Source organism: Galbibacter sp. PAP.153 (assembly GCF_037029175.1).
Taxonomy (GTDB): domain Bacteria; phylum Bacteroidota; class Bacteroidia; order Flavobacteriales; family Flavobacteriaceae; genus Galbibacter; species Galbibacter pacificus.
In genome coordinates, this window is record NZ_JAZEUN010000003.1 from 20,060 (window position 1) to 44,136 (window position 24,077).

Sequence of the window (24,077 nt, forward strand, 5' to 3'; positions counted from 1 at the left end):
TTATTTTTTTATGTGCGTTAATAATTTTTTCACCACTTTCATATCGTCAAAATCACTGCGGACGCCATTTATTTCCTGATAGGTTTCATGCCCCTTCCCCGCAATAAGAATGATATCGTTTGCCTGTGCAAATTGGCAAGCTGTTTTTATGGCCTGCTTTCTGTCTTCAATAGAAAGTGTTTTATTAAAATTTTGGGGCTCGACTCCACTTTCCATTTCTTCTATAATTTTGTTTGGGTCTTCGGTCCGGGGGTTATCAGAAGTAAAAATTGCCTTGGTGCTCAAGGTCGACGCTATATTTGCCATTATTGGCCGTTTTGTTTTGTCCCTGTCGCCCCCACAGCCTACAACCGTTATCAACGTTTCGTTACCTGTGCGAATGGCATTAATGGTTTCCAGGACATTTTTTAAAGCGTCGGGTGTATGTGCATAATCTACTATGGCCGTAATCTTATCATCTGAAATAAAATACTGAAAACGGCCACCCACACTCTCCAGTTCGCTTATATATTTTAATATTTCTAGTTTATCAAGCTCAAAAAGGTCGGCTACCGCATAAACGGCCAATAAGTTGTATGCATTAAAACTCCCTATTAAACGCGACCAGACTCCGTTATCGTTTACTTTTAAAAGCAATCCGGTAAATTGATTTTCTAATATTTGGGCTTTATAATCGGCATATGTTTTTAAGGCATAGGTAACTTTTCTGGCTTTTGTGTTTTGTAGCATGACCACCCCGTTTTTATCATCCACATTAACGAGGGCAAAAGCATTTTTGGGGAGTTCGTCAAAAAAGCGTTTTTTAGTGTCTCGGTATTCGGCGAATGTTTTATGGTAATCTAAATGATCATGGCTTAAATTGGTAAAAACACCGCCTGCAAAGTTCAGGCCCATAGTGCGTTCCTGATGAATGCCATGCGAACTTACCTCCATAAAACAGTACTCTACCCCGGCGTCGTTCATCATTTTTAAATACCTATTAATGGTCATGGAATCCGGGGTTGTATGTGTTGCCGGATATTCTTTACTCCCTACCATTACCTTAACTGTAGACAACAAACCTGTTTTGTATCCTGCTTTTGTAAATAACTGGCTCAAAAGTGAGGTAACCGTTGTTTTACCATTTGTTCCGGTAACTCCTATCAATTTTAAGTTTTGTGAAGGGTTTCCGTAGAAATTCGCAGCCATTACCGCCAATGCTTTGTGCGCATTTTCTACTTCAACATAAGTAATCCCATTGACAAGCTGCTCCGGGAGCCTTTCGCATACTACAGCAATGGCGCCTGCTTCGACTGCCTTGGTAATATAATCATGACCATCTACAACAGTACCGGGAACTGCCACAAAAACATCATCCAGGGAAACTTTTCTGGAATCAAAATGAACATCGTTTACATAGGTAACCGTATTACCGGCTACAGCATTGATATTCACTTTGTATAATATGTCTTTTAACAAAATCATGACAATTGCAATACAATGGTTTGGTTTGTTTTTATTTTTTCTCCACTTTTAAGCGACTGGCTTTTTACCACGCCAATACCGCTTCCTTCTATTTTTACCTTTAATCCAAGGTTTTCTAGAATAGAAATAGCATCCATGCCACTCATTCCCTCAACATTGGGCACAATCTCGTTTCGTTTTTTTACTTTGGCGTAATATGCTTTATAATCTTTTTCTACTGCTCCATCTTCTTCGTTTAATTCTTCAATGGTATCTATAAGCGGAGAATTGGTATAAATTTTTTGTGCTATGCTTTTAAAAACCGGCCCGGAAACATCGGCTCCAAAATAACCAACGCTTTTATCGGGTTCGTGAATAACAACAATGCATGAGTATTTTGGGTTTTCGGCAGGAAAGTATCCAGCAAAGCTGGATATGTAATTCAACTTGCTTTTATCCCTATAATCTTTTTGACAGGTACCTGTTTTTCCGGCCATTGAAAAATTTGGAGAGTACAATCCATGTCCGGTTCCATGCTTATATTCCACTACATTTTTCAACATTGCCTGTACTTCCTTTATGGTTTCTTTTGAACAAATTGATGGATTTATAACTTCTTTGTCAAACTTATAAATTACCTTGTCCCACTCCCTGACTTCCTTAATCAACCTTGGTTTTACCATTTCGCCGCCGTTTGCCACGGCATTATAAAAAGTAAGCGTTTGCAATGGCGTAAAAGACACCCCATAACCATAGGCCATCCATTGCAATGCTATTCCGCTCCAGCGGTCTTTATCGTTTGGATGTGGGATAATGGGAGCCCCTTCTCCTTTTATGGACAAGCCCAATTTTTTGTTAAGTCCCATATTGTATAGGCGGTTTACAAATTTTTCGGGCTGGTCTCCATAATATCCATCTATAATTTTAACAATCCCAACATTTGACGAACGCTCCAAAACTTCAGCTACCGTTATCTTTCCATAGCCTCCAATTTTAGAGTCCGTTACCTTCTCTCCGTAAAAGGAAATAACCCCTTTTTCGGTATCGATAATATCTGTGGTATCAACGGCATGATCTTCCAGAGCAGCAATCATGGACATCAACTTAAAGGTAGATCCGGGTTCGTGAGACTCACCCACGGCATAATTTAACCGTTCGTAGTATTTTCCACCTTTTGTCCTTCCCAGATTTGAGATTGCCTTGATTTCTCCGGTAGCCACCTCCATAACCACTACCGAGCCGTGATCGGCCTTGTATTTTTCCAATTGGCTCAACAAAGCATGATGAGCGATATCCTGAATATTTACATTAATGGTCGAAACCACATCATAACCGTCTTTTGGCTCGACCTCATTGTAATCGGTTATGGGCTTCCACTGTCCTTTTGCTATTTTTTGCTTCAACCTGTGTCCTTCCGTTCCCCTTAAATAATCGCCAAAAGCACCTTCCAGTCCAACCCTTGTGTAATAACCTTTATCGTCTACGCGTTCATAACCCACACTTCTATGTGCCATTCCGCCCAAGGGATATTCCCGCTTGGTTTCCTGTTCAACGATAAGTCCGCCCTTGTATGGCCCAAGGTTGAACAGCGGAAAATTTTTAACACGGATATAGTTTGTATAGCCAAGATCGCGTGCTATAAGCAAGTACCTGTTTTTATTGGCACGCGCTTTTCGAAGTAAATTTTGATAATATGATGCAGGCCTGCCAAGTATTAACGACAACGAATCGGACAACGGCTTTAAGTTTTCCTCAAAAACTTTGTGCTGCGGCGTAATTGCATCAAAACGGATATCATATTTAGTAACGGAAGTAGCCAGCAAGCTACCATCGTCTGAATACAGGTTACCCCTTTTTGGCTCTATTGTAAAATTCTTAATAGTGCGTTGTTCTGCCAACCCCCTGTATTTTTCTCCATCTACTACTTGAATGGTAATAAGTTTTACCACCACGGCCAAAGCGAAGAAAAACATACATCCGGCCACAAAATACAATCGGCTTAATATGTTCTTATCGGTTGTTGGCATAATTTATTTTTTTTGAGCTACCATTATTTTTTTCGGTGGAATTAAAGAAGGCCTCAATCCAGATGCGGCCACTTTTTCTGTTACGTTCGATTCCAGCTTCACTTGCTGAACTTTTGTCCTGACATCTACAAATTCGCTTCTAAGCTCCATTACCTCATCGTTCAACTTTGCCAGTTCATGTACTTTTTTATCGGCATGGTGCGCACTAGAAATCATGATAACGGCCAATATTGAAACAAAAAGAAAAAACCTCCAGTTTTTTACCGAATCATCGCTTATGAGAAACTTCCCTTTCAATAAATCTAAAATCCCTTTCTTCATAACACTTCATTTTCTATAGCTTTTCCGCTATCCTAAGTTTAGCGCTTCGCGCCCTATTATTCACTTTAATTTCTTCTGCGGAAGGCATAATCAACCCCCCCACCTTTTTAAACGGAACATTGATGTTTCCATAAAAATCTTTCTCCGGCTCCCCTTCAAACTTTCCGCTTCTTATAAATCTTTTCACCAGACGGTCCTCCAACGAATGGTAGCTTATTAAACTAAGCCTTCCTCCTGTGTTTAAAATTTCGGCAGTTTGCATTAAAAATTCCTTTAGCACCTGCACCTCTTGATTGACTTCAATACGGATAGCTTGATATATCTGGGCCAATATTTTATGCTCCTTATGTTGGGGCAAAAACTTCTTCAGGGCCTGTTTTAACCCTTCGGTAGTTTTTATTGGAGCTTCTGCCCGCTGCTGGACAATGGTTTTTGCAATAGCCCCGGCATTTCTTAGCTCTCCGTACACACTCAACACGTTTCGCAACGCTGCCTCTTCATAGTTGTTTACAACCTCAAAAGCAGAAACAGGATTTTGTTGGCTCATCCTCATGTCCAATTCAGCATCAAAACGCGTTGAAAAGCCACGTTCCGGAATGTCAAATTGATGTGAGGATACTCCAAAATCACCCAAAATCCCATCAACCTTCACTATTCCGTTAAATTTCAAAAAACGCTTTATAAACCTAAAATTTTCTCCTATCAATAAAAATCGTTCATCGTCGATTGCATTCCCTGCCGCATCTTCATCTTGATCAAAAGCTATCAACCGCCCCCTTTCACCGAGCCTAGCCAATATTTCCCTGGAATGCCCGCCGCCGCCAAATGTTACGTCTACATATATCCCATCATCTTTCACATGAAGTCCGTCTACAGCCTCCTTCAACAATACCGGGTTATGATACTCCATCCTCATCGTTGTTTACCTCAAACCCGCCCATTACATCTTCGGCAAGGTCAGAAAAAGACCCGGCGCCTTCGTCGAGCACATTATAATATTTTTGCTTGTCCCATACTTCAATCCTGTCGATTGATTCGGAAAGAACCACTTCTTTTTCAATCCCCGCAAACGCCATTAAATTTTTAGGAAGGGAAAGTCTTCCATTTGCATCAATCTCCACCACTCTCACTCCTGCCGTAAACTGACGGATAAAATCGTTATTCTTTTTCACAAAACGGTTTAGCTTACCAACCTGCTTCATTTCCTTTTCCCAGGCAGCCATGGTATAAACTTCGAGGCATTTTTGAAAAATAGAGCGCTTTAGCACCAAACCGTCCTTAAGAACGGGCGCTAATTTGGCACGCAAAGAAGATGGCACCATAATACGCCCTTTGCTATCTGCCTTACACTCATACTCTTCTGAAAACTGAATCACTCAATCCGTTTTAGCGGTTAACTTTTTCAAATATAGAGAATTATTTACCACTTTTTACCACTTTTCGTCACTTTTTACCACTTTGTTGATAAATTCCCCGTTTTTTACGCCAACCAACAGTAAATCCAATAGTTATAAAATTGTTAATAAGTATATAATTGCCGTGGCGAAGGCGAAAATTCATAATTTTGCATTTTTAAAATGGGCAAATTCCGGCATTGAGCAGAAATGATTTATTATAAGCTCGAAATGCCTATATTTGTTCCCGAAGAAATGTAACTAACCCTTAATGGCACACGATTTAAAGAAGGAAGGTAAATTTACTTATTTAGAAGTTGGAGAAGGAACCCCCATGATTGTTTTGCATGGATTGATGGGAGGTTTGAGCAATTTTGACGATGTAGCTGATTATTTTTCAACAAGAGGATACAAGGTGTTAATCCCCGAATTACCTATTTACAAAATGTCTTTATTGAAGACAAACGTAAAAAGTTTTGCTAATTACTTAGAGAAATTCATTGAGTTTAAAGAGCTGGAGGAAGTAATTCTTTTAGGCAACTCTTTAGGAGGACATATTGGCCTTTTACATACCAAACTTTACCCCCAAAAAGTCAAGGCACTTGTAATTACGGGGAGTTCTGGGCTGTATGAAAATGCCATGGGGGACGGATATCCCAAACGCGGCAATTACGAATTTATTAAAAAGAAAAGCCAGGATGTTTTTTACGACCCCGCCGTTGCAACCAAAGAAATTGTAGACGAGGTATTTGCAACGGTTAACGACCGGAACAAACTTATAAAAACATTGGCCATAGCCAAAAGCGCTATTAGGCACAACATGGCCAAAGACCTTCCGCACATGCATACACCGACTTGCATTATTTGGGGCGAAAACGATACGGTTACGCCGCCTAGCGTTGCAAAGGAGTTTCATGAGCTTTTGCCAGACTCTGATATTTTCTGGATAGACAAATGCGGGCACGCGCCCATGATGGAACATCCCAACGATTTTAACAGGATTCTCGACAAATGGCTTACTGAAAGGGATTTATAAAACTAAAATGATGCAAATAAAATCGGCTGCTTTTGTAATGAGCAACTCTAATGTGGAAAAGTGCCCTAAAGAGCCAATACCCGAATATGCCTTTATTGGACGGTCTAACGTTGGAAAATCCTCGTTAATCAACATGCTTACCAACCGCAAGCACTTGGCAAAGACATCTGGAAGGCCAGGAAAAACACAACTTATCAATCATTTTAAAATTAACGAAAACTGGTTTTTGGTAGATTTACCAGGGTATGGCTATGCCAAAGTTTCTAAAAAGCTCAAAAATACATTTCAAAAATTTATAACCGAATATTTTAAAAAGCGTAGCCAATTGGTCTCTGCATTTGTTTTGATTGACATTCGCCACAGTCCGCAAAAAATAGATATGAAATTTATGCAATGGTTGGGCGAGCATGCAATTCCGTTTTCTATTATTTTCACCAAATCCGATAAGTTGAAACCCGTGGAAATTCCCCAGAATGTAAACAATTACTTACAGGCAATGACCGATGACATCTGGGAAGAAGCCCCAAATTATTTTGTAACTTCATCAACGTCTGGAGCCGGAAAAGAAGATGTTTTAAGCTACATTGAACAGATAAACCAGCAGATTACAAAAAATTAACCTTTTATTTTATTTCTGCAACGGCATTGTTCACTAATCTGTCCAAATCTTTAATTTTTATATTTCCCTCAGCACTTAAAACAACAAAATCTTCATCATCCTTAACCTTCAACAGCACCTCCTTGATTTTGTTTCTTTTTTGATAGTAAAAAAGCCCCACTTTGCTACCGTCGCTGTTTACGTACATTAAAGATTCGTAGCCTTTTCGCTGAACAAAATCATCAAACTCATTTTCAAGATATTGAGAACTCTCTTCTTCACTAATCAACACTCTGTATTTATGAATTCCCGATACTACTTTATTGATTTCCCTAAAATCTTCATCGTCTACAAACATTTTGACCAAAAAATTGGATGCACTTAATGAAAAAGCGATGTCTTTTTTATTTTCTTTTCTGAAGGAATCGTAGGGCGTAGAAGCTCCACAAGAAACTATCAAAAGCGAAACTGCTGCTAATATTGCTATTTTTCTCATAATTAAAATATTGGTTATATGCTTACGACGAATTGCAACACATATTGTTACAGCCAACATTAAAATCAATATTCCCTATACTAGCTCGGGCAGTCACTTTTAGTACATCGCGGCCCCATTTTGGAAATGCATGCACCTATTTGATGTTTTACTTTTTTAGTTCCAGTTTTTCTGCAAAATAATCGCAAAAATCCCGCATGGTAGCCGTCATTTTCTCGTCTTGGGTAGCCCTGAAATAAGTATCGCTTAAAGACACCAAGGTCTGGTGCATAAATTTTTTCATTTCATCAACGGGCATATCTTTGGTCCAAAGGTCAATTTTCAAGGTTTCCTGTTGCTGGCTGTTCCATACAGAAAGCAATAAAGCCTTAGCGGCTTCATTTTCTACGCCCCCGTCTTTTGCGGTCCAAAACAATTTCTCCGGAACTTTATTTTCATCGAGTTCTATACGTAAGTTTATATCCGATCTATGCGATTTTGCCATTATTTTTTGGGTTTGTATTTTGAGTTATTAAAAATTTCTTCGGCCGAAGCATTCAACATATGCTGCAAAGATACTTCATTATTTTCCATATATGCATTTACAATTTGCCAACCTATATATTGCCCCAATCTACCGGGAGATTCATTATCGAGCTCCAAATAAAATTTTGAAAAAGGCGCCGGATGGATAAACCGTTCCTGAAGTTTGGCATCGGTAGAAAAAAGAAGCTCCCTTTCCACAAAGTAGCGCCAAATATAGCCTTCGTTGGCAATGGCCCATTTTAATTCTTCACCGGTATAGCCAAGCTGGACTTCCTTGGCCGTGTTGGGCAAAAACAAATGTACCAAGTAATATATTTTCCCATAATAAACCATTTGCGCAATAAAGGTGCGGCTTTCTGGCGGCCGCACTTTGCTTTTGGCAATGGTCTTTGCCATATCGACAGGGATTTGCGAGGCTTCAAAATTTTTTCTGATGTACTGCTGAATACCTTTATAAAACTTATGGTCGGCACCCAAATAATTATCCAGGCCCAGCAAAAGCAGGGTATCGGCATAAATAACCCGGTTTTTATAATCAACATCAGAAATTACGGTAACTATTTTTGGCGGTTTAAAATCTGTAAAATAATATTTTATATGTTGAAACAGGGAGCTAAACTGAGCAGTATCGTTTTCAAAATCGGCAAAACGTTTGTCTATCTCGGCATACAATTCTTTTTGCAAGGTATCGTTCATCCTGTTTGCCCAAATGCTGTCGTTATATTCCGCTGGAAACAAATAAGGGTATTTATTTTTTAACTTCGGAAGGTCTTTTGTAGACGAATTATTAAAAACCTCATCAAACCTATCAATACGGACATGCACTTCTATTTTTGCTATTTCCTGCTCCAATTTATTTTCTTTTGAGCAAGAAATTATCAATATCGCAATAAGCAAACCCAAAATTTTGTTCATACGCATATTTTTTAATCCTTTAAAGGTTTCCCTTTTGATAAATTTAATAATCTGTTACATTTGCTTACAAAGTTAAAACGAATACGAGGATTACGTTCAAAAAAAATCGACTATCTTGTGATTTCCCCTCCCGATAAAAATTGAGGAATTGAACCTTCCAAACCTTTACGAATATATGATTTACTTATTTTCAGCAAACAAAAAATTTATATAAATGAAAACCGATAAAGTAATTGCCCACATTGTAAGCTGGTTAAAAAATTATGCCGAAAAAGCAAACATGAACGGATTTGTAATTGGTGTTTCCGGCGGCATCGACTCGGCGGTCACCTCCACGCTTTGTGCCAAAACCGGACTGGAAGTACTATGTTTGGAAATGCCCATTCATCAAGCCGATAATCAAGTTAGCCGTGCCATAAACCACATTAAATGGCTACAAAGTAATTATAGCAACGTTAAAATGACAAAAGTAGACCTTACCCCTGTTTTTGACAGTCTCGTAGCTTCTTTCCCAAAGGTGCAAAACGAAGAAGAAAGATTTATGTCGCTCGCCAATACAAGAGCCCGTTTGCGCATGACATCTCTTTACTATTTTGCCGCATTGAACAAATATCTGGTGGCGGGCACGGGAAATAAAGTAGAAGATTTTGGGGTAGGCTTTTATACCAAGTATGGAGACGGCGGCGTAGACCTTAGCCCGATTGCAGACTTGTTAAAAACAGAAGTCTATTCCATAGCCAAAGAACTCGGCATTAACGAAGACATTCAAAAAGCCGCACCAACAGATGGTTTATGGGGCGACGACCGAACGGACGAAGACCAAATAGGTGCTTCTTACCCCGAACTGGAATGGGCAATGAAAATGACATCCGAAGGAAAAAAATCTACCGATTTTGAAGGGCGTGAGAAACAAATAATCGATATTTATACCAAATTGCACAACGCCAATAAGCACAAAATGGTTCCAATTCCCGTTTGTGAAATACCAGCAAGCCTTAGGTAGACAAAAAAGAGTAGAACTTTTTTTCGAAATCAACCCCTTTTTTATTTGGTGTGTAAGATTTATTTTACTATATTTACTTACAAATAATATAAAATACCCCCAAGCCAACATGATGGTGCTAAAATAGCATCCTCTTTTGTTATGGCTTATTCGAAACTAACTTTAAAATGGTTAATTATGATTAAAGTTCTAGTGGCTGATAACCATCCCATAGTAAGGATAGGCCTTGAAACAGCTCTTAAAAAAAACGACATTGTCGAGATTATTGGCAATGTAAGTACAACTTCTGAACTTTTTAGCGTACTCTCATCTAAGCAACCCGATGTGGTGTTGTTGGAAATGGATATTCCCGAAGTAAATGGAATTACCGCCTTGAGAAAACTAAAAAGAGATTATGGAAACGTTAAAGTACTAATTTACAGCGGGAAACCCGAAGACGTTTATGCACTCAGCACTTTGCGGGCCGGTGCTTCTGGTTATGTGTCCAAAACTGCTCCTATTGAAACATTAACTGGGGCCATTGAAAAGGTTGCCGAAGGTGGTATGTTCATTACCAATGAATTGGCACAGCGCCTAGCATTTGATGAAAGCACCAACAAGCCCCGAAAATTATTTAGAAAATTATCTACCCGTGAAGTCGAAGTGTTAAAACTTTTGTCTGCCGGTAAGCGAAATAAACAAGTAGCCGAGGAACTAAATCTAAATGAGAAAACCGTGAGTACCTACAAAGCAAGGCTCATGAGAAAATTAAATGTAGACAATATGGTCGATATGTTGCAACAGGCAAAAGCCCTGGAACTTTACTAAAGACCTTCTTGTCCTTACAATTAAAAAAGGTACCCGAAAAGGCACCTTTTTTAATTGTAAAAAGTAGTGTTGGTAACCAGACCAAACCTATCTGAAAGAATTTTTCTTAAGCTCCAATAGTTCTTTATATCTTCCATTTGGTCCATCGAAGCATTATTATTAGCACCAATGGCCTCATGAATACTATCAACCAACATATTAAGAAGTTTTAACCGCAACATTGAAATGGTTTGAAAAACCAATAAGCGAACCGACATATCCTTATCCTTCACCAAAATATCTTTGCTTTCCCAATTGGAAAGTGCATACTTTTCTTCGTTCATCAATATATCTACCACGACTGCATTTTGCTTGAACGACAATTTTTGCAGGAAATCATCCATTTTAAGCGCTCCTTCAACGTTAAAACATTCAATCAGGATGTTGTATATTTCATTAAAATCGGTATTGGCAAACTCAATTTCATCGGTCTGGAGGTCCAAAAATATTTTTTCGTAAACCTTCATATCCACTTTTACCTCATTTTCGATCATATTGCCTTCTTCATCTTCCTCTAAAACAACGTCGTTAAAAGTTTCAGTCTTATCTCCATGAAAAAGCAGTATCCCAATAATGGCCTTTTCCAGTTCATCTAATTGGTTTATTTTCCCCGAAGCTGTACTTTCGGCATCCTTAACTACGTTAAACGTATTCTTTTTTTGCTCCTCCTTATGCTTTTTATTGGCCTCAGCTACTTCTTTGTTTCCTAGCTGAGCCAACGTATTGTAAAGCACATCTTCTGAAATATCCATAATACGGGAACATTCCTGCACGTATACTTCCCTTTGGATACGGTCTGGGATTTTGTAGATACTGTTTACAATCTCCCGAATGGTATCTGCCTTTTTAATAGGGTCGTTCTTGGCATCTTTTACCAACAAAGAAGCTTTAAAACGAATAAAATCGGTTGCATTTTGGTCGAGAAACTCCTTTAGCTCACTATCGGTATGCGTCCGGGCAAAACTATCGGGGTCCTGCCCTTCGGGAAATGTGCAAACCTTTACATTCATGCCCTGCTCCAATATCAAATCTATCCCCCTTAAAGAAGCTCTTAATCCAGCAGCATCGCCATCAAATAATACCGTAATGTTTTTGGTAAGCCTGTTTATCAATCGTATTTGTTCCGAAGTCAATGCGGTACCGCTTGATGCCACAACATTCTCTATCCCGCTTTGGTGAAACTGGATAACATCGGTATACCCTTCTACCAAATAACAATTGTCCTGCTTGGCAATGGCCTGTTTGGCATGATAAATACCGTACAATACCTTGCTTTTGTGGTAAATGTCGCTTTCAGGGGAATTTAAATATTTGGCGGCCTTTTTATCGTTGGTCAAAATACGTCCGCCAAAACCAAGCACGCGACCACTCATTGAATGAATAGGGAACATTACACGCCCCTTAAAACGGTCGAACATTCTTTTTTCAGCAGTCCCCTCTCTTTCCTTAACAATAGTGAGCCCGGTTTTTTCCAGGAACTCCAATTGATACCCTTTACCCAGCGCTTCTTTGGTAAAGGCATCCCACTCGTCCAGCGAGTATCCAAGTTTAAATTTATCTATGGTTTCCCGGGTAAAGCCCCTTTCCTTAAAATAGGTCCCGCCAATGGCTTTTCCCGGCTCTGTAGTTTTTAAATTATTTTGAAAGTTTTTTTGGGCAAACTCCGAGACCAGGTACATGCTTTCCCGTTCGCTTGCTTTTTCCTTGGCTTCATTGGTCTGCTCGGTTTCCTCAACTTCTATGTTGTATTTCTTGGCTAAATATTTAATAGCCTCTGGATATGTATAATGCTCATGCTCCATTAAAAAAGCAACCACATTCCCGCCTTTGCCACTACTAAAATCTTTCCAAATCTGCTTAACCGGCGACACCATAAAACTAGGCGTGCGCTCGTCTGAAAACGGACTAAGTCCCTTAAAGTTGGAACCCGATTTTTTTAATTGCACAAAGTCGCCAAGCACCTCCTCAACCCGTGCGGCATCAAATACTTTATCTATGGTTTCTTTTGAAATCAAAATCTAAGCGGCTTTTTATAAAAATAAAGATTCTCCAAAAAAAGGGAATCAAAAATAATGAATATCTGTTAAATATACGTTGACGATTTGTTTTATTCGGCAGGCAGTATTTGGCACTTTGCTTAAAACTTATATTGTTGAATATCTTGCTTAAAATATTACTTTACAATTTAATCACTTGGAAAAAACACACATCCAAGCCTTACAGGTATTGAGAAGGTAATTTTATGGCCTCTCATGTGGAAATAATGCGCAAAATCTACTACTTTTTACGCTCTATAACGTAGTTTACCATTAGTTCTAAGGAATCTTTATATGGCGAAGGTGGAAAACCGGACAAAAGCGCAAGTGCCTCTTTTTGGAAAGCTATCATTTTTTCTTCGGCGTATGTAAGTCCGCCTTTTTCCTTAACAAAGGCAACCACTTCCTGAACCCGTTTTTTATCTTTGTTGTGCTTTTTAACCGAATTAATGAGCCATTTTTTCTCTTCTTTTCCGGCGTTGTTCAATACATGGATAAGCGGCAGCGTCATTTTTTGTTCCTTAATATCTATTCCAGTGGGTTTACCTATAGGGCCATCGGTATAATCAAATAAATCGTCTTTTATCTGGAAGGCCATGCCAATAAGCTCGCCAAACTTACGCATTTGTTCCACTTCATTAGAATTTGGTTTTATGGAACATGCGCCCAAACTGCAACAGGCCGCTATTAGGGTTGCCGTTTTTTGGCGTATAATCTCATAATAAACATCTTCGGTAATGTCCAATCGCCTGGCTTTTTCTATTTGTAGAAGCTCCCCTTCGCTCATCTCGCGGACAGCCACGGATATAATCTTGAGCAGATCAAAATCTCCGTTGTCGATAGAAAGTAACAGGCCCTTGGAAAGCAGGTAATCGCCAACAAGTACGGCAATCTTGTTTTTCCACAGGGCATTAATGGAGAAAAAACCACGACGACGGTTGCTATCGTCTACCACATCGTCGTGCACCAAAGTAGCCGTATGGATTAACTCTATAACACTGGCCCCGCGGTAGGTGCGCTCGTTAACTTCCCCATTGGACACCATTTTGGCTACTAGAAAAACAAACATGGGCCGCATTTGCTTTCCTTTCCTGTTTACAATATAATAAGTAATCCGGTTGAGCAAGGCCACCTTGGAAGACATGGAATCGTGGAACTTTTTCTCAAAAAGTTCCATTTCCTTACGTATAGGCTGCTTGATTTGTTCTACTACTTTCATAGAAAGCGTAAAGATAGTATTAAAATACTACGATATAAAAGGCTTTTCTTATTTTTACAAAAATCCTTTTTCTTTAAAAAATTCTTTTAAATCATTCACATCGGAAAGGTATTTGGGGTACATGATTTCGCGCTTTCTACCCGATTTTAAATAAACTACAAACGACTTTCGCCCCAACGCACTTTTTTGCTTTACTTTTTTTATTTCACCTAAAGAAATTACCTCTTTATTGGAATATTGAAAAAGCCATATCAATATGAAGGCACTTATAATTCCCATAACAATAACATATATACTGTAATGGGCATCGCCCCGAAAGTAATTGTACATATGAAAAACCCCGATACAGGCACTGAGCAACAGGGCTATTTTTAAAAAAAGGTACTGTGCTTTCTTTCCGTCCTTGATATAGAGTGCACCGTCTACTATTTCCAGTGTTCCATTTTGCAATTGCATGGGTTTGAGTTTTACTCACAAAGTGAGATTAAAATGCCATGTATGGCGGTTTTAATTTTCTTTTAAAAGCCACACATACTTGCATGCGAGTGGCCTACCTGTACAATTTAAGAAATTTTGATGAATCTGTGCATATTGTACATATACTGTCTTGCATTAAAATTGAATTACCATACCAACTCCTATTTCTTTCCCGTTGTAAAATGGCACAAAAGCTTTATCATATTTATCCTTTTTATACCGCTTTTTAAACACTTTTTTTTCTATAAATGGTGTAATCCAATAGGCAATCTTTGTGCTCAAAATTCCTATCCCGGCTCCGGCAACAACATCACTAAACCAATGCCTATCGTTATAAATTCTAAAAAATCCTGTTCCGGTGGCCACTGCATACCCTGCAATACCATACCAAATGGAAACATCTTTGTATTCTTGCCATAAAAATTCGGCCCCTACAAAAGCGGTTGCCGTATGCCCAGAGGGGAAAGAATTCCTAGAACTGCCATCGGGCCTTTCAACTCGGGTAATTGTCTTTAAGCCAAGTACACTACTGCTCATTATTAAATAAGATGTTGCTAAAACAATGCTTCTATCTTTCAAATTGTGTTTCCCTTTTACCCCAAACATATTAAGCCCATATACTGCAATTGCGGGAGCGTATTGAGAAATGTCGTCTACAGTGAATTTCTCGTCAATGTGTTCGGTAACTTCTTCTTTTATTCCATTATTGATATTTATTAGACTGTGGCTCTCTGTAGCAATGAGCCCATAACCTATCATTACTGAAGGAACAATTAAGGCTTTGTAATTAAATTCAAGGAAAGTTGTGCCTTTTGCATTTAAAGTGTCTTGAAGATTGTTTTTTTGCCCATAATGACTATGTGTCATTAATAAGGCAATAAAAAATATAAGCCTTCTCATTATTTATAGCAGAATTCGTTACTAGTTGCTAAAGAAACGAGGCAACTACTTAATAATTGTACGGAGAAGCTTATTAAAAAAGATTCTAAACTACGACTTATTGGCGAGCTGGCCACATGCGGCATCTATATCTTTTCCCCTGGAACGGCGCACCGTTACCGTAATGCCATTTCGCTCTAATATCTGTTGGTACATTTCTATGGCGCGGTTGTCGGCTTGTTTAAAAACCTCGTCGCCAATGGGGTTGTATTCTATTAAATTTACCTTGGACGGGGCAAATTTGCAAAACTTAACCAGTGCGTCCACGTCGTTACGTGTATCGTTTATGCCCTTCCATACAACATACTCGTAGGTAATCCTGCTTTTGGTTTTGCCATACCAATATTCCAATGCCTCTCGCAAATCGGCCAACGGAAAAGTGGCATTAAAAGGCATAATGGAGGTTCGCACCTCGTCTATGGCCGAGTGCAACGATACGGCCAGCTTGAACTTTACTTCGGTATCGGCCATTTTTTTTATCATCTTTGGCACCCCAGATGTAGAGACCGTAATACGCCGTGGAGACATACCTAACCCTTCCGGGGAAGTTATCTTGTCTATGGCCGCCAGTACATTATTGTAGTTCATGAGCGGCTCCCCCATGCCCATAAAAACTATATTGGACAAGGGCCGATCGAAATACAAGCGGCTTTCGTTGTCTATGGCCACCACTTGGTCGTATATTTCATCCGGGTTTAAGTTGCGCATGCGCTTTAACTTGGCCGTGGCACAGAACTTGCAGTCCAAACTACAACCTACCTGACTGGAGACGCATGCCGTAGTTCTGGTAGGAGTTGGTATCAATACCGATTCTACAATTAAATCGTCATGGAGGCGCACTGCATTTTTTATGGTCCCGTCATTGCTCCGCTGCATTTGGTCCACGCGTATATTGTTGATAACAAAGTTATCTTCCAGCATTTGCCGTGTTTCTTTAGAAATGTTCGTCATTTCATCAAAAGAGTGAGCGGCCTTTCCCCATAACCATTCATAAACCTGGTTACCACGAAAGGCTTTATCGCCATGGGCTTCAAAGAACGTTCTTAATTGTTCTTTGGTCAATGCCCGGATATCTTTTTTTATTGCCTGCATATGTGCAAAGATACATTTTTGATTTTCGGATTTCAATTATATAAAACCACACAAAGCTTTTATCGTGCAAGGTCTTTTTTAAGCTATTTAGGCATAACTACGCTGCCATGGGGTATTTTTAATAACCTAAAACAATTTTTAAGAAATCATACGGGAGTAATCCATAAAAGTAAAAAAGCCCTGTTAGTAACATACAACAGGACTTTTCATTATTATTGAACACTACACCTTATAAAATTAACATGGCATCTCCATAAGAATAAAACTTATAGCCTTCCTTAACGGCTTCTTTGTATGCTTTCATTATAAAATCGTGCCCTGCAAAAGCAGAAATCATCATCAACAAGGTCGATTTTGGCGTATGAAAATTGGTGACCATACAATTGGCTATACTAAAATCGTATGGAGGGAAAATAAATTTGTTGGTCCATCCTTCATATGGATTTAACATATGATCTGACGATACCGAACTCTCCAAACCACGCATCGCGGTAGTCCCGATGGCACAAACTTTTCTTTTCTTGGCTTTTGCATTGTTTACAATGGCCGCTGCTTTTTGATCTATAAAAAGCTCTTCACTATCCATTTTATGTTTAGAAAGATCTTCTACCTCAACTGGGTTAAATGTTCCTAAACCAACATGGAGGGTAAGCTCGGCAAAATCGATGCCTTTTATCTCTAAACGCTTTAACAAATGTTTTGAAAAGTGCAATCCGGCCGTAGGTGCCGCAACAGCCCCTTCGGACTTGGCATATATGGTTTGATAACGCTCTTCGTCTTCGGGCTCTACGTTTCTTTTAATGTATTTTGGAAGCGGGGTCTCGCCAAGGTCGTTTAATTTTTTTCTGAATTCTTCATAAGAACCGTCGTATAAAAAACGGAGTGTACGTCCTCTGGAGGTTGTATTGTCTATTACCTCGGCCACCAAGCTTTCGTCGTCGCCAAAATATAGTTTATTACCAATTCTAATCTTTCTAGCAGGGTCTACCAATACATCCCATAAACGTTGTTCTACATTAAGTTCCCTTAAAAGAAATACCTCAATGCGGGCGCCTGTTTTTTCTTTATTACCAAACAATCTCGCAGGGAACACCTTTGTATTGTTAAGCACCATTACATCGCCTTCGTCAAAATAATCGATTAGATCCTTGAACAGTTTATGCTCTATTTTCTGTTCTTTTCGATGAAGAACCATTAAACGGGATTCATCTCTATTTTCTGAAGGATACTCTGCTAATAACTCCTTTGGAAGTTCAAAGTTAAAATGTGATAATTTCATCTATTCATTTTTTTCAGGAACCTAAATTATTACAAATAAAAAACCGACATTCAACAATCAATGATAGATTTTGAAAAATCGGCAAGTATTTATACTTAATTTTTGTGGTTCAAATCTGTTATAATTTAAAGGCAATCTTTATTAAACCAACAAAAATTGCCAATACTCGTATTTTTACGAGCCGCAAATATACAATATGGAAACAGGGGTTGTCAAGGAAAACGGTAATTATTTCTTGTTTTCAAAGAATTACATTTTATAACGGGACCAAATAGCCCTAAAAAAGACCCTAATTTTACAGTTTTGTAATGGAAAAGCTCAATTGCTCCAAATCCTTCCAAAAATCCGGGTACGATTTAGAGACTACTTCGGCATCGTTAACAACAATTGGGACTTTTAAGGCCAGTGGTGCAAAGGCCATTGCCATCCTATGGTCGTTATACGTATCTATTTCAACATTTTCTTTTATGGCTTGAGAGGGCTCTAAAAAAAGTTCTTTGTCGGTTACCTTTATGTGGGCGCCCAATTTAGAGAGCTCTATTTTCAAGGCTTCCAAGCGATCTGTTTCCTTAATTTTTAATGTATGTAGCCCAGAGAGCTCGCATTTTATCCCTAGGCCGAAACATGTAACAGCAATTGTTTGGGCAATATCGGGTGCATTGGCCAGATTTATATTGATATTTGTGCTTTTGGGTATTTCGGTTACTTTTTTAAGTTTCAAAATATTTTCATTAAAAGTAGTTTCTACCCCAAATTGTTTGTAGACTTCCTGTAAGACACTGTCGCCCTGCAAGCTGTTTCCCTTATAACTCGACAAAGAAATTTCTGTTCCGGTTTTGCACATTGCAACTATGCTGTAAAAGTAAGAAGCCGAACTCCAATCGGATTCCACCACTAAAGTTGTCTCATTGGCAGTGTTCAATGGTTGCACGGTAATACTATTGCCCTCAAAATTGGTATTTGCACCAATTTCGTTGAGCAGTGCCACTGTCATTTTAATATAGGGCACCGAAGTAATCTTGCCCTCAAGGGTTAATTCCAGTCCGTTTTCAAGCTGGGGCGCATTCAATAATAAAGCAGAGATGTACTGGCTACTTATATTGGCGGCCAGCGATACTTTACTTTTGGTTATTGTTTTTCCTTTAATTTTAATTGGGGGGTAGCCATCGTTTTTTACATATTCAATTTCTGCACCCAATTGACGTAATGCGTCCACTAATATTTTTATGGGACGCTCCGTCATACGTTGCGAACCCGTTAGCACCACATCCCTGCCTTCCTGGGTGGCAAAAAAAGCCGTTAAGAAGCGCATCGCGGTTCCTGCATGGTGAATGTCCACTTCTCCGTGATGTACTTTAAGTCCTTTTTGCATCACTTGAGCATCGACTGAGTTTGAGATGTTTTCTATTTGTATGTTCTGGTATAAAGCTTGCAGTAAAAGAGAGCGGTTACTTTCGCTTTTAGAACCTGTAATATTTATATGCTGATGAAGGGTGGTTTTGGTTGCAGCTACTAATATATTCATAATTTCAAGACTCGCGGTTTCTTATTTTTTTGGTTTTTATTTTAGTTTTTCGTTATTATGATGCCTATCGTGATCGCGTTTGGCCTTTTGGTTCATTTTTTCATCGAACGATGCCTGCAAATCTATGCCCGTTTGATTGGCCAGGCACAAGACCACAAAAACCACATCGGCCAGTTCTTCGCCCAAATCTTTGTTTTTGTCGCTTTCCTTTTCGCTTTGTTCTCCATAACGACGGGCGATAATACGGGCCACCTCACCGACTTCTTCGGTAAGTTGGGCCATATTTGTAAGCTCGTTAAAATAGCGTACCCCGTGTTCTTTTATCCATTTATCGACTTCGATTTGTGCATTTTTTATATCCATTGTTAAAGTTGGCTTATTACAATTTTTTCTTTTTCCTTTTCTATTATTTTGCTAAAGTACTGCTTTATTGCGTCATAATAAAGTGGTGATATCACTGCTGAAGAAATTTTTAAATCTACCTTTAGTTGAAGTATTTGTTGGTTTTGGACTACCATGTAACTAAATTCGCCCATTCCATCCGGGATTACCATTTTCATGGGGTCTGGCAAAGACTCTACTTTGTAACCTTCAGGGACGTTGATATTAATCATATAACTTTCTTCCCTTGGATACGAAAAGTCGATAGGGAACTCTCTTTTCTCCAATTTAAAAGGGTTTTCTTTCATGGCAAAAAAGAACAAGGGAGATAGGTATATTTTATCGGCTATTAAATCGTAGGCACTTTCGTCATAGAAACTAAACTGTTCTATTATTGGTTTTTGAAGGTCTTTTTTATTCTTTATTTCATATTCATCAATAACTATTTCATTGTACCTATCTTTAATTATGTCGTTTTCATCTTTCTGGTCGTAATTTATCCGATAAGAAAGTGCATTATAATCAAAATACTGCCCTCTAACTTTTCCTTTTGCCCCACCTTGGACATCTATGTCTACCAACATATTGACAACTTCTCTTGAAGTAGACCGGGGCATTAAATCTATTTGCATGGAATTGCCGTCTTTTCTTATTATCCTTCCGTACCAATTAAGCGCACGGGTGGGCAACATTCCCGGGATTGAATATTTACTTGTAGCATCCATAAGTACGTAGCCATCTCCCAATTTAGCGGCCGTAATCACATAGTTAAACCCTTCTTGCGTAGGGAACAATGGAACGCCATGAGAACGGGTACTTACCAATACCGGATAGGCTTCAACACCTGCATAATTAAGCATGGAGGTTAACATTAAATTAATTTCTGCAATATTGCCACTATTCTTTTTGTATGCTTCTTTTACTCCATCGTGACAGGTATACCCATGATTTTGGTTCCATGCCATTTTATTTTTTACATAGTTGAATATTAGCCCTACTTTTTCTTCATTGGTCGAAGCATTGGCCATAAGCGGGTCTATATCCTTTTCAAAATATCCGGTTTTACGCAATTCATTGCCAAAATCGCTATAGCCATAAATCTTTTTTGTAACGTCTTCCCAAGTGGTGGCATAGTATTCTATAGGGGCGTTTGGAAATTTAATATACGAAAGTTCATAATCTATGCTCGCCCTGTAGTTATCTATATTGTTTACAAAAGGCTCGTCTTTTAACGCAGGAATGTTGGATAAGTTTATGGAGTTGATGTTTATTTTATAGTCCAACTTTTGGCTGCTGTATGTTGTTTTTACAACATGTCCATTATTGTTCGACCTGTTTTTATTTACAAAGTTAATCGAGCCGCTTTTGGCGCTAGTAGCAATGTTAAGTGGATAATATCCTTTTATCAATGGTTTAAAGTAAAAATATTCGGGAAACTCAAAAGAAGCTTCTACTTGGTCTACCGGGATCTCCCTTTGTACTTGAACCTCATGTATATTGGATAAAAAAGGAGATGTAATATTGTATTTATATTCAATTATACTGCCTTCTTTTAGGTTGGGAAAAGTAAATGTCTCGCTTTTCCAGTATCGGGACTCGTCATTATTGAATACTGCACTTTTATTTAACTTGGTTTCATTAATCTTACCAGCTACCAGATTATAGGTATATCCTTTTAACGAGGATAAATTTTCATCATCAGAATCGCCTTTGTACAAGTAGACTTTTTCGGTTCCGTAGGCAAATCCTTTTTCATTGTATATTTTAATTCGTTTTTGCACTTCGGTTATCAACAAAAAACCTTTGTCCTGAACATATTGAAAATAGGATCTTTTCTTTTCAAATAAAACTGAAGCTACCGCTGATGAATCAGTGGGGTGCATTTTTTCTTCAAGTTCACTTATGGACACTTTTCCAAAATCGTAATCTTGGCAATATATACTTTCAGCTCCAAAAAACAGGATTAACAGTAGGGTAAAAGTCTTGAACATAGTTTTAGTTTTTGTTTATCAACATTATTTTAGCGTTTTCTAGTTTGGATATTTGCTTTCTAAAATCTCTATAATCGGCATATTTCTCTTTTGGGTACAGCCCTTTTTTCAAAAAGAATTCCTTTTGATAGATAATATTGTTTTCTGAATCTTTTTCAAGGTTTAGGGCATAACTGCCAAATTCGCTCTCCAGGGTTTCGTTTTTTGGCATGGCCTCAATTTCAAAACCTTCCGGAAGGTTAATTTTTATACTGTCTTTATAGACAAAGCCCCTTGGAACCTCGAAAGCCATTTTTCGGTCTTTGTACCTTGCGGGCACATATGTATTACGGTCGAAGAGATTGATGTTCACCAACATCCTGTCTCCCATATTCGATGCATATTTAGTAGCCGATAAACTTACATCTTCCATAAAAACCACATTCTCTTTATCGTTTTTAAACCGGGGCTGTTTTAGGGAGAGATTGTTTATATAATGCCAATAATCTTTATAAGATTTTACAATATCATCGTTATTTCTTTCACCTAGATAAAAACGGCTGTCATACAGCACACCTTTTGTGGTAATGGAAACACTGGCATCTACACTTCCATCTGCATGCAGTTCTATTTCGCCTATATTACGCAACTCATTATCCCTGTTAATATAGGCAACGGTTGTTGTAATTTGCCCGCCTTCGGGCTTCATAACAAGTACTTTTCTGTTATCGGTAAAGTCCCCGACATAATTAAACGGAAGCACCCTTGAAGTACAATCTATCCAACAATAATCCTCGCCGTTGGGTATGGCCAAAATAGCATGGTTCCCCTGCGTCAATGAAGCAAACTGCCCATCAAAATCCACAATCTGGCTTCCTGCTTCCACATGTGTGTAATAGGCATCTACCCCAACGGCTTCCAGCAAGGCTTTTGTATAATTTGAAAGCCCTTTGCAATCGCCATATTTCACCTTGTCTACTTCTTCTGCCATGATAGGCTGAATTCCACCAATTCCAATTTGAACGCTTATATATCGTGTTTGTTCCTGCACGTATTCATATATTTTCTTTGCCTTTAATATCGGGTCGTCTATTCCTGCCACCAATGCTTTTGCTGTGGCAATGGTTTGATCGGGAAGTATATTTCTACCTGTTAAAATCTTGTTGTACATCCATCCTCCCAATTCTTCCCAATTAGAGGCATGTCCTTCAATGCCACTTATGTTAAAATGATTGGCCGCTACTTGGAGTTTCGGTATAAAGTACATTAGGCTGGGTGCTAAATCTTCATATTCAATTGCTGGAATTGACCCTGCAGAATAGGTGATGTCATTGTCATTTTGAGTTTTTTGAATATTGAAACCTTCAAGGTTGTCTTCTTTTATACGAAGTGTAACATCTGTTCCGTAATTAATATGAAATGTACTTTTTTCTACGCTCACATTGTAACCAGAAACAAAATACCATATAGGTATGGAAACCGTGTTCGGGGTCTCTATTTCAGAAATAAATTTAATTGTATAAGGATACGAAGTTGGCGTGTAATCTAGGTACAAAATCCTATGATCGGAATAGAGCGTGCCTCTGGGAACAGCACTTCGGTCTTTAAAATCCCTCTTTTTAAATGTCTTTATTTCATTACCCATTTGGTCGTAAATAACAGCTTCAACCGATTTGATTTTTACGTCATCGCTATAATATTCATAAGCTGATGCATATTTATCGCCTGCCTTGTTCAATATGGTAACTACTTCTTCTTTGTATACCCTCATCTTGTCAAACGATGGGATATTTATAGAAATGCTGTCATTACGCATTATGGCATTGGCATCTTTTGTCAATGCTGTATTTAGTACAATCGATTGAAGTTGAAATGCTTCTTGGGAAACAGCGGTCATTACATTAAAGAGCACGAAGAATACTCCTAAATAGGATTTAATTTGCATTAATAGTTAGGTTTGTTTAGACGCTAAATATATAAAAAATCTCAAATTTAAGTGAGGGTATTTATTTTTTTAGTGTTTTTTTTCGCTATTATCGATTTTTGGAATCTATTAAAATGGTAACCGGACCATCATTGAGCAACGAGACCTTCATGTCGGCACCAAATTCACCGGTTCCTACTTTTTTACCGAGCTCGTTTTCCAGTTGGGCTACAAAGGCCTCATAAAGCGGAATGGCAATATTGGGCTTGGCTGCTTTTATATAAGAAGGCCTGTTTCCTTTTTTTGTAGCAGCATGCAGGGTAAACTGGCTTACCACAATTACATCGCCATTTATTTCTTTTATGGAAAGGTTCATTACATTATTATCGTCATTAAAAATACGGAGGCCGGTTATTTTTCTGCACAACCAATCGATGTCTTCTTTTGTATCTGCTTCTTCTATCCCTAAAAGTATAAGCAGCCCATGTTTTATTGCTGATTTTATTTCTCCTTCTATGGTAACACTTGCTTCACTTACTCTTTGAATAACTACACGCATTTTTTATTGTTTGTTGGGTTGATGGTTGATAGTTGATATAAAAGGACAACCTTGAACAAAACCCCTTTCCTT

The 24,077-nt window shown here is 38.5% G+C and carries 23 protein-coding genes; 4 read left to right on the top strand and 19 right to left on the bottom strand.

The window, feature by feature from the left end:
• From UXI14_RS01950 to mraZ, 5 genes are read right to left on the bottom strand one after another with little or no spacing between them, the layout of a single operon-like run.
• On the bottom strand, positions 1 to 1,464 hold the full coding sequence (locus UXI14_RS01950) for a UDP-N-acetylmuramoyl-L-alanyl-D-glutamate--2,6-diaminopimelate ligase (protein ID WP_335964567.1): 1,464 nt from the start codon (positions 1,462 to 1,464) through the stop codon (positions 1 to 3).
• Positions 1,461 to 3,470, bottom strand: coding sequence for a penicillin-binding protein (locus tag UXI14_RS01955; RefSeq protein WP_335964568.1), 2,010 nt, complete (start codon positions 3,468 to 3,470; stop codon positions 1,461 to 1,463). Before UXI14_RS01955 ends, UXI14_RS01950 begins: the two co-directional genes overlap by 4 nt.
• A gap of 3 nt (positions 3,471 to 3,473) precedes the next feature.
• Positions 3,474 to 3,791 (bottom strand): FtsL-like putative cell division protein, encoded by a 318-nt coding sequence (locus UXI14_RS01960; protein ID WP_277898275.1) that lies wholly within the window; start codon positions 3,789 to 3,791, stop codon positions 3,474 to 3,476.
• Between the two features lie 13 nt (positions 3,792 to 3,804).
• Entirely contained in the window at positions 3,805 to 4,701 is an 897-nt protein-coding gene (gene rsmH, locus UXI14_RS01965; protein WP_335964569.1) for a 16S rRNA (cytosine(1402)-N(4))-methyltransferase RsmH, read from the bottom strand.
• Positions 4,688 to 5,167, bottom strand: a complete 480-nt coding sequence (gene mraZ / locus UXI14_RS01970) for a division/cell wall cluster transcriptional repressor MraZ (RefSeq protein ID WP_335964570.1) — start codon at positions 5,165 to 5,167, stop codon at positions 4,688 to 4,690. The genes rsmH and mraZ overlap by 14 nt, the downstream gene beginning before the upstream one ends.
• Positions 5,168 to 5,456: 289 nt before the next feature.
• Here mraZ and UXI14_RS01975 point away from each other — a divergent pair, with 289 nt between their 5' ends.
• Positions 5,457 to 6,221: an alpha/beta hydrolase gene (locus tag UXI14_RS01975; protein WP_335964571.1), complete on the top strand. Its 765-nt coding sequence runs from the start codon at positions 5,457 to 5,459 to the stop codon at positions 6,219 to 6,221.
• A 10-nt stretch (positions 6,222 to 6,231) separates the two neighbouring features.
• The gene (yihA, locus tag UXI14_RS01980) at positions 6,232 to 6,840 is read left to right on the top strand and encodes a ribosome biogenesis GTP-binding protein YihA/YsxC (RefSeq protein WP_335964724.1); all 609 of its coding nucleotides are present in this window, start codon (positions 6,232 to 6,234) and stop codon (positions 6,838 to 6,840) included.
• Between the two features lie 4 nt (positions 6,841 to 6,844).
• On the opposite strand, the gene UXI14_RS01985 is transcribed toward yihA, so the two are convergent.
• The 3 genes from UXI14_RS01985 to gldB all read right to left on the bottom strand — a co-directional run bounded on the left by UXI14_RS01985 (position 6,845) and on the right by gldB (position 8,755).
• Positions 6,845 to 7,315, bottom strand: a complete 471-nt coding sequence (locus UXI14_RS01985; RefSeq protein ID WP_335964572.1) for a DUF4252 domain-containing protein — start codon at positions 7,313 to 7,315, stop codon at positions 6,845 to 6,847.
• A gap of 148 nt (positions 7,316 to 7,463) precedes the next feature.
• Positions 7,464 to 7,799, bottom strand: coding sequence for a gliding motility protein GldC (gene gldC, locus UXI14_RS01990; protein ID WP_277898270.1), 336 nt, complete (start codon positions 7,797 to 7,799; stop codon positions 7,464 to 7,466).
• Positions 7,799 to 8,755 (bottom strand): gliding motility lipoprotein GldB, encoded by a 957-nt coding sequence (gldB, locus tag UXI14_RS01995; protein WP_335964573.1) that lies wholly within the window; start codon positions 8,753 to 8,755, stop codon positions 7,799 to 7,801. Before gldB ends, gldC begins: the two co-directional genes overlap by 1 nt.
• 214 nt (positions 8,756 to 8,969) lie before the next feature.
• On the opposite strand from gldB, the gene nadE reads away from it, so the two are divergent.
• Positions 8,970 to 9,758: an NAD(+) synthase gene (nadE, locus tag UXI14_RS02000; protein WP_335964574.1), complete on the top strand. Its 789-nt coding sequence runs from the start codon at positions 8,970 to 8,972 to the stop codon at positions 9,756 to 9,758.
• 177 nt (positions 9,759 to 9,935) lie between these two features.
• Positions 9,936 to 10,565, top strand: coding sequence for a response regulator transcription factor (locus UXI14_RS02005; RefSeq protein WP_335964575.1), 630 nt, complete (start codon positions 9,936 to 9,938; stop codon positions 10,563 to 10,565).
• Between the two features lie 50 nt (positions 10,566 to 10,615).
• Here the strand turns inward: UXI14_RS02005 and dnaG are convergent, their stop codons facing one another.
• The 11 genes from dnaG to dtd all read right to left on the bottom strand — a co-directional run bounded on the left by dnaG (position 10,616) and on the right by dtd (position 24,005).
• Positions 10,616 to 12,619 (bottom strand): DNA primase, encoded by a 2,004-nt coding sequence (gene dnaG, locus UXI14_RS02010; RefSeq protein WP_335964576.1) that lies wholly within the window; start codon positions 12,617 to 12,619, stop codon positions 10,616 to 10,618.
• A 262-nt stretch (positions 12,620 to 12,881) separates the two neighbouring features.
• On the bottom strand, positions 12,882 to 13,859 hold the full coding sequence (locus UXI14_RS02015) for a polyprenyl synthetase family protein (protein WP_335964578.1): 978 nt from the start codon (positions 13,857 to 13,859) through the stop codon (positions 12,882 to 12,884).
• A gap of 54 nt (positions 13,860 to 13,913) precedes the next feature.
• Positions 13,914 to 14,315 (bottom strand): hypothetical protein, encoded by a 402-nt coding sequence (locus tag UXI14_RS02020; RefSeq protein ID WP_335964579.1) that lies wholly within the window; start codon positions 14,313 to 14,315, stop codon positions 13,914 to 13,916.
• Positions 14,316 to 14,471: 156 nt separating this feature from the next.
• Positions 14,472 to 15,203 (bottom strand): phosphatase PAP2 family protein, encoded by a 732-nt coding sequence (locus UXI14_RS02025; RefSeq protein WP_335964580.1) that lies wholly within the window; start codon positions 15,201 to 15,203, stop codon positions 14,472 to 14,474.
• 123 nt (positions 15,204 to 15,326) lie between these two features.
• Positions 15,327 to 16,367 carry a 23S rRNA (adenine(2503)-C(2))-methyltransferase RlmN gene (rlmN, locus tag UXI14_RS02030; protein ID WP_335964581.1) on the bottom strand — a complete coding sequence of 347 codons (1,041 nt, stop codon included), beginning with the start codon at positions 16,365 to 16,367 and terminating at the stop codon, positions 15,327 to 15,329.
• A 229-nt stretch (positions 16,368 to 16,596) separates the two neighbouring features.
• A complete protein-coding gene (gene queA / locus UXI14_RS02035; protein WP_277898261.1) occupies positions 16,597 to 17,646 on the bottom strand; it encodes a tRNA preQ1(34) S-adenosylmethionine ribosyltransferase-isomerase QueA in 1,050 nt (349 codons plus the stop codon).
• 295 nt (positions 17,647 to 17,941) lie between these two features.
• Complete coding sequence (locus tag UXI14_RS02040) at positions 17,942 to 19,171, bottom strand: 3-phosphoshikimate 1-carboxyvinyltransferase (RefSeq protein ID WP_335964582.1); 1,230 nt, start codon at positions 19,169 to 19,171, stop codon at positions 17,942 to 17,944.
• Between the two features lie 36 nt (positions 19,172 to 19,207).
• Positions 19,208 to 19,534: a nucleotide pyrophosphohydrolase gene (locus UXI14_RS02045; protein WP_335964583.1), complete on the bottom strand. Its 327-nt coding sequence runs from the start codon at positions 19,532 to 19,534 to the stop codon at positions 19,208 to 19,210.
• A gap of 2 nt (positions 19,535 to 19,536) precedes the next feature.
• On the bottom strand, positions 19,537 to 21,543 hold the full coding sequence (locus tag UXI14_RS02050) for a DUF3857 domain-containing protein (RefSeq protein ID WP_335964584.1): 2,007 nt from the start codon (positions 21,541 to 21,543) through the stop codon (positions 19,537 to 19,539).
• Positions 21,544 to 21,547: 4 nt separating this feature from the next.
• Positions 21,548 to 23,467, bottom strand: coding sequence for a DUF3857 and transglutaminase domain-containing protein (locus UXI14_RS02055; RefSeq protein ID WP_335964585.1), 1,920 nt, complete (start codon positions 23,465 to 23,467; stop codon positions 21,548 to 21,550).
• Positions 23,468 to 23,555: 88 nt separating this feature from the next.
• On the bottom strand, positions 23,556 to 24,005 hold the full coding sequence (dtd, locus tag UXI14_RS02060; RefSeq protein WP_335964587.1) for a D-aminoacyl-tRNA deacylase: 450 nt from the start codon (positions 24,003 to 24,005) through the stop codon (positions 23,556 to 23,558).
• Between the last annotated feature and the right edge of the window lie 72 nt (positions 24,006 to 24,077).

What these genes read in the sequence shown, in the direction of transcription:
- UXI14_RS02050 (WP_335964584.1), bottom strand. Translation starts at nt 21,543, where the DNA reads ATGTTCAAGACTTTTACCCTACTGTTAATCCTGTTTTTTGGAGCTGAA.
- gldC (WP_277898270.1), bottom strand. Translation starts at nt 7,799, where the DNA reads ATGGCAAAATCGCATAGATCGGATATAAACTTACGTATAGAACTCGAT.
- gldB (WP_335964573.1), bottom strand. Translation starts at nt 8,755, where the DNA reads ATGAACAAAATTTTGGGTTTGCTTATTGCGATATTGATAATTTCTTGC.
- UXI14_RS01950 (WP_335964567.1), bottom strand. Translation starts at nt 1,464, where the DNA reads ATGATTTTGTTAAAAGACATATTATACAAAGTGAATATCAATGCTGTA.
- UXI14_RS02055 (WP_335964585.1), bottom strand. Translation starts at nt 23,467, where the DNA reads ATGCAAATTAAATCCTATTTAGGAGTATTCTTCGTGCTCTTTAATGTA.
- UXI14_RS02040 (WP_335964582.1), bottom strand. Translation starts at nt 19,171, where the DNA reads ATGAATATATTAGTAGCTGCAACCAAAACCACCCTTCATCAGCATATA.
- UXI14_RS02015 (WP_335964578.1), bottom strand. Translation starts at nt 13,859, where the DNA reads ATGAAAGTAGTAGAACAAATCAAGCAGCCTATACGTAAGGAAATGGAA.
- UXI14_RS01985 (WP_335964572.1), bottom strand. Translation starts at nt 7,315, where the DNA reads ATGAGAAAAATAGCAATATTAGCAGCAGTTTCGCTTTTGATAGTTTCT.
- UXI14_RS01955 (WP_335964568.1), bottom strand. Translation starts at nt 3,470, where the DNA reads ATGCCAACAACCGATAAGAACATATTAAGCCGATTGTATTTTGTGGCC.
- UXI14_RS02020 (WP_335964579.1), bottom strand. Translation starts at nt 14,315, where the DNA reads ATGCAATTGCAAAATGGAACACTGGAAATAGTAGACGGTGCACTCTAT.
- UXI14_RS02045 (WP_335964583.1), bottom strand. Translation starts at nt 19,534, where the DNA reads ATGGATATAAAAAATGCACAAATCGAAGTCGATAAATGGATAAAAGAA.
- nadE (WP_335964574.1), top strand. Translation starts at nt 8,970, where the DNA reads ATGAAAACCGATAAAGTAATTGCCCACATTGTAAGCTGGTTAAAAAAT.
- dtd (WP_335964587.1), bottom strand. Translation starts at nt 24,005, where the DNA reads ATGCGTGTAGTTATTCAAAGAGTAAGTGAAGCAAGTGTTACCATAGAA.
- queA (WP_277898261.1), bottom strand. Translation starts at nt 17,646, where the DNA reads ATGAAATTATCACATTTTAACTTTGAACTTCCAAAGGAGTTATTAGCA.
- UXI14_RS01975 (WP_335964571.1), top strand. Translation starts at nt 5,457, where the DNA reads ATGGCACACGATTTAAAGAAGGAAGGTAAATTTACTTATTTAGAAGTT.
- UXI14_RS02025 (WP_335964580.1), bottom strand. Translation starts at nt 15,203, where the DNA reads ATGACACATAGTCATTATGGGCAAAAAAACAATCTTCAAGACACTTTA.
- UXI14_RS01960 (WP_277898275.1), bottom strand. Translation starts at nt 3,791, where the DNA reads ATGAAGAAAGGGATTTTAGATTTATTGAAAGGGAAGTTTCTCATAAGC.
- rsmH (WP_335964569.1), bottom strand. Translation starts at nt 4,701, where the DNA reads ATGGAGTATCATAACCCGGTATTGTTGAAGGAGGCTGTAGACGGACTT.
- UXI14_RS02005 (WP_335964575.1), top strand. Translation starts at nt 9,936, where the DNA reads ATGATTAAAGTTCTAGTGGCTGATAACCATCCCATAGTAAGGATAGGC.
- rlmN (WP_335964581.1), bottom strand. Translation starts at nt 16,367, where the DNA reads ATGCAGGCAATAAAAAAAGATATCCGGGCATTGACCAAAGAACAATTA.
- yihA (WP_335964724.1), top strand. Translation starts at nt 6,232, where the DNA reads ATGCAAATAAAATCGGCTGCTTTTGTAATGAGCAACTCTAATGTGGAA.